The sequence below is a fragment of the Pedobacter sp. genome (assembly GCF_035317785.1).
Lineage (GTDB): Bacteria > Bacteroidota > Bacteroidia > Sphingobacteriales > Sphingobacteriaceae > Pedobacter.
The window spans coordinates 1-4,604 of the sequence record NZ_DATHGC010000129.1; the positions used below are offsets into that span (position 1 = coordinate 1).

Here is a 4,604-nt window from a genome sequence, read left to right on the forward strand (position 1 = left end):
CGCACTGCTTTAACACCATAAAAAACGAATACCCGGGATTAGGTGGCGAGTACGAAGTGATTCACCACACCCAGCTGATCCAGCAGCTTATTGACAATGGAAAGCTGAAAGCCGAAGGCGGCGAAAGCTTTAAAGGAAAAAAAATCACCTATCATGATCCTTGCTATTTGGGTCGCGGAAATGATGTTTATGAGGCTCCCCGGAAAGCGCTCGAGGTCCTTGACGCACAGCTCGTAGAAATGAAACGTTGTAAGTCCAACGGCCTTTGTTGTGGAGCCGGAGGCGCACAAATGTTTAAAGAACCTGAAAAAGGCTTCAAAGACATTAATATTGAAAGAATAGAGGAGGCACTGGAGACCCAGCCCTCGATCATAGCAGCGGGCTGCCCGTTTTGCATGACCATGCTTAGCGACGGGGTAAAATTAAAGGATCAGGACCAGCATGTCCAGGTTTTGGACATTGCAGAAATAACAGTTAGGGCAAATGGACTGTAATACGCTTTATATTGCCTCCTTAAATTCCGGCAGCAATGGCAATTGTTACTATATCGGTAATGGAACCGAAGCCATACTTGTTGACGCAGGCATTTCATGCAGGGAAACTGAAAAAAGAATGTCCCGGACAGGCCTTTCTATGAGCAAGGTCAAAGCGATCTTCATTTCACATGAGCATTCCGATCATGTAAAGGGGCTTTGTACGCTGGCGGCTAAGTATAACCTGCCAGTCTATATCACTTCCGGCACCTTAAAGGGATGCAGATTTAACTTGCGTCAGGACCTTATAAGACCTTTATACAGCAACGAGGTAACGCAAATAGGCACCCTTACTGTCACCAGCTTTTTAAAAATTCACGATGCTTCAGAACCACACAGCTTTATGATTTCCTGCGGCAGCACAAACATAGGGGTGTTTACGGATATTGGTGACCCGTGTGAGCAGCTGATCTTTCATTTTAAGCAATGCCACGCTGCGTTTCTGGAAGCCAATTATGATGATGAGATGCTCAGTAAGAGCGCATATCCTTATTTCCTTAAAAGCAGGATCAGCGGGGGAAGAGGCCACTTGTCCAACAAAAAAGCCTTGAACCTGTTCAACACCCACAAGCCTCCCTTTATGACTCATTTGCTGCTCTCCCATCTTTCCAAGGACAATAACTGCCCTGAACTGGTTAAAGAGCTCTTTAAGGCACAGGCAGGTAATACGGAGATTATTGTAGCATCCCGCTATGTGGAAACACCGGTTTACACTATTTTTGAGCAAATCGCTGCGTATTCAGTCTAATCAGTCTTTCATGAAGGTCCGACAGGTCCTGAGGTTCTATATTCTTAAGTGGTATGACCATATAAGTTGCCATACTGTCTACATCCCCCTCATCTTTATCGTTATAGGTTTGCACAATTACGTCATCATTTTTCGTACGCAGGAATAGATGCCCGCTTTTATCCGTACCATAATAATCCAGATCTTTAAATTTCAGCAGATTGAAAGAGAAATACTCGACTTTTCCATTTGTAAAATGACGTTTATATCTGCAAAAACCATTGTTGGTAACGTTCAGTTCGTACCGGTCTACAGACAGTGATCCAGGTGTATCGTCATAATGACTGCTAAGCAGCTTCTGTATATAATTAGTCTGTTCATCGAAGGAGAACACAGGGGTAAAAGCCATAAAAACCACGCACACAGACAGAAACAAGCACATTTTCAAGAGTAATGTAAACTTTTTCATCACGTTAATTATTTAGCCCGGCCAAGTTAATTAAATTCGTAATTTTGAACTATGAATTTTTCTCCACAATCCAGAGTCTGGGTCTACCAGAGCGACCGTGCGTTCTCGAATGCCGAAGTGAAAACTATTCAGCAGCAACTTGATGAATTTAGTGCGCAATGGAAAGCGCATGGCCAGCAGCTAAATGCAAAAGCACAGGTGCTTTACAATTTCTTTATCGTATTCATTGTTGACGAGGCATCCGCAGGTGTTACCGGCTGTTCCATTGATTCTTCTGTCCGGATCATCAAGGAAATCGAGCAGGCTTATCAGGTCGATCTGTTCAATAGATTCAATATAGCCTACAAACTTGACGATAGGGTTATTGTAGTAAACAAGGAGGATTTTGAAACATTGGTAAACATAAAGGCCATCGGCCCAAAGACAATTGTGTTTAACAATATGATACAGTCCCTTCAGGAGTTTGAAACCAAGTGGGAAGTTCCGTTTGAACAAAGCTGGCATAACACGATATTTGCACACCTGCTCTGATCTTAAAAGTCCAATGGCCCTAGTCTTCGCATATTGCGCATGATCAGGTACTGTCTGTGGCGAATATATGAAGTTGCTTTTTTAGGCGTCCATCTTCTGGGATTGGGGAAACAGGCTGCTATTAAAGCTGCCTGGGCCCGGCTCATTTTGTGACAGGATTTCCCGTAATAAGATTGCGCGGCTGCCTCGGCACCATAGATCCCGTCTCCCATCTCGATTACATTCAGATACACTTCCAGAATTCGCTCTTTACTCCATAATATTTCGATCAGCATGGTAAAATAAGCTTCAAAACCTTTACGGATCCATGATCTTCCGGGCCATAGAAATACATTTTTAGCCGTTTGCTGAGATATGGTGCTACCGCCTTTTATTTTCTTGCCTTTCTTGTTGGTTTCAAATGCCTTTTCTATTGCCTTCACATCAAATCCAAGATGCTTCAAGAACAACTGGTCCTCGGCAGACACTGCCGCACGTTTCATATTGTCAGAAATATCTTCGAAGTCTACCCATTTCTTCTCCATTTTATAGGGCTTGTCATCAGCGCTGCGCTCTATGTTGCGCTGAACCATCAAAAGCGTAATGGGAGGATTAACAAAACGGTAAACCAGGACCCAAAAAACAGTAACCATAAGAAACCACAAAAGCACTTTGAGTGCTATCGAAGATATTTTATCTAAAGGCTTGGATTTGACTTTAGCTTTAGCCCGTTTTTGTTTTGCCATCGGCCAAAGGTAAGATTTACCATAATGATTTTAAACAAAAAAAGCGTCCCGAATGGGGACGCTTTTTTTGTTTTGTAAAGAAGCGGATTACTCAGCTACAACTTCAAAAGGAACCTTAACTTTTACTTCTTTGTGTAAGTTTAAGTTAGCGATGTACTCGCCAACAAATTTAGGCTCAGTTTCGAATGTGATGCGACGACGGTCAACATCAAATCCTTGTTGTTTCAATGCGTCAGCAATCATAATGGTGTTTACTGCACCAAAGATCTTACCGCTTTCGCCGGCTTTAGCACCTATAGACAATTTAACCTCAGTCAAACGTTCTGCGATACCTTCAGCGTCTTTCTTAATTTTATCTTGTTTAAAAGCAGCTTGCTTTAAGTTTTCTGCTAATACTTTTTTAGCTGAAGGAGTAGCCAACTGAGCAAATCCTTGTGGGATCAGGTAGTTACGGCCATATCCAGGCTTTACAGAAACGATATCATCTTTTTCCCCTAGGGACTTGATATCTTGTTTTAAAATAATTTCCATCTCTCAGCTCCTATTTTAATTGGTCAGCAACAAAAGGCAACAAACCGATGTGACGTGCACGTTTTACCGCCTGAGCCACTTTACGCTGGAATTTCAATGAAGTACCGGTTAAGCGGCGTGGTAAAAGTTTACCCTGGTCATTGATGAATTTCAACAAAAAGTTTGCGTCTTTATAATCAATATATTTAATACCATTCTTTTTGAAACGGCAATATTTTTTTCTGTTATCGTCCACTTTTGGAGCAGTAACATATTGTATTTGATCCTTTGCCATTATACTGCAGCCTCCTGTTTAGGTTTTTTGTTAAAAGCCCCGCTACGTTTTTTCTCATTATAGGCTACCGCATGACGGTCAAGTCTAATCGTTAAGAAACGCAGCACACGCTCATCGCGCTTAAGCTCCAGTTCCAATTTACTAATCAATTCACCTGAAGATTTGTACTCTGTAAGATGAAAGAACCCGCTTGCTTTTTTCTCAATCGGGTACGCTAATTTTCTCAAACCCCAATTGTCCTCTTGAACAATTTCGGCTCCGCTGTCAGAAATGATCTTGCTGAATTTAGCCAATGCTTCTTTAGCAACCTCTTCTGACAACAACGGGGTTAGAACGATAACAGTTTCGTACTGATTCATTGTTATTTATTTATTTTATGTTTTATCCGCTTTAATTGCGGGGTTGCAAAAATAGAAATAAATTTCTATTAATCAAACACATAATGAAAAGATTAATAACTACCGAACAGATAATTGACCCCAAAAGTCATTCTTTTGATCCGGATATTGTATGCAGAATAATCAGTCAAAGCAGACGGGATAATATATCCGGCATAAATCTCTATTCTTTTACTTACTACTGCGCCCACTTTACCTAATGCAGTGATGTTAAATTGCTTAAAATCGACCGGCTGCAATTCAAACCCTTCTTCTTCTCCCGGTATTGCCGGCGGAAAAAAACGACCGGGTTTATTGTTGCTGTAAATGGAGTAGAAAATCCCTGCCCCAAGTCCCGCAAATAGCTTTAAACGTTCCTTACTGTAAAAATTATATATGAACTGAGGCTCCAGTCCAATCGAGTTTTGATCAAAAGT

Annotated in this window: 9 protein-coding genes; 3 read left to right on the top strand and 6 right to left on the bottom strand. The window is 41.5% G+C overall.

Annotation, left to right across the window (positions count from 1 at the left end; genetic code table 11):
• Together VK541_RS07760 and VK541_RS07765 are read left to right on the top strand one after the other, a co-directional pair.
• A partial coding sequence (locus VK541_RS07760; RefSeq protein ID WP_324368594.1) for a (Fe-S)-binding protein occupies positions 1-494 on the top strand: 494 nt, incomplete at its 5' end.
• Positions 484-1,281 carry an MBL fold metallo-hydrolase gene (locus tag VK541_RS07765; RefSeq protein WP_324368596.1) on the top strand — a complete coding sequence of 266 codons (798 nt, stop codon included), beginning with the start codon at positions 484-486 and terminating at the stop codon, positions 1,279-1,281. The genes VK541_RS07760 and VK541_RS07765, both read left to right, overlap by 11 nt.
• On the opposite strand, the gene VK541_RS07770 is transcribed toward VK541_RS07765, so the two are convergent.
• Complete coding sequence (locus VK541_RS07770; RefSeq protein ID WP_324368598.1) at positions 1,247-1,729, bottom strand: hypothetical protein; 483 nt, start codon at positions 1,727-1,729, stop codon at positions 1,247-1,249. The genes VK541_RS07765 and VK541_RS07770 overlap by 35 nt on opposite strands.
• A 51-nt stretch (positions 1,730-1,780) precedes the next feature.
• Between VK541_RS07770 and VK541_RS07775 the strand changes: the two genes are divergently transcribed.
• Positions 1,781-2,260 (top strand): ABC transporter ATPase, encoded by a 480-nt coding sequence (locus tag VK541_RS07775; RefSeq protein WP_324368600.1) that lies wholly within the window; start codon positions 1,781-1,783, stop codon positions 2,258-2,260.
• A gap of 2 nt (positions 2,261-2,262) precedes the next feature.
• Here the strand turns inward: VK541_RS07775 and mtgA are convergent, their stop codons facing one another.
• From mtgA to VK541_RS07800, 5 genes are all read right to left on the bottom strand, one after another.
• Positions 2,263-2,985: a monofunctional biosynthetic peptidoglycan transglycosylase gene (gene mtgA / locus VK541_RS07780; protein WP_324368602.1), complete on the bottom strand. Its 723-nt coding sequence runs from the start codon at positions 2,983-2,985 to the stop codon at positions 2,263-2,265.
• An 87-nt stretch (positions 2,986-3,072) separates the two neighbouring features.
• Complete coding sequence (gene rplI, locus VK541_RS07785) at positions 3,073-3,516, bottom strand: 50S ribosomal protein L9 (RefSeq protein WP_324368604.1); 444 nt, start codon at positions 3,514-3,516, stop codon at positions 3,073-3,075.
• 10 nt (positions 3,517-3,526) lie between these two features.
• On the bottom strand, positions 3,527-3,790 hold the full coding sequence (rpsR, locus tag VK541_RS07790) for a 30S ribosomal protein S18 (RefSeq protein WP_131594648.1): 264 nt from the start codon (positions 3,788-3,790) through the stop codon (positions 3,527-3,529).
• Entirely contained in the window at positions 3,790-4,149 is a 360-nt protein-coding gene (gene rpsF, locus VK541_RS07795) for a 30S ribosomal protein S6 (RefSeq protein ID WP_285058915.1), read from the bottom strand. The genes rpsR and rpsF overlap by 1 nt, the downstream gene beginning before the upstream one ends.
• Before the next feature lie 92 nt (positions 4,150-4,241).
• Positions 4,242-4,604: hypothetical protein (locus tag VK541_RS07800; protein WP_324368610.1), on the bottom strand; the 363-nt coding region annotated here is incomplete at its 5' end.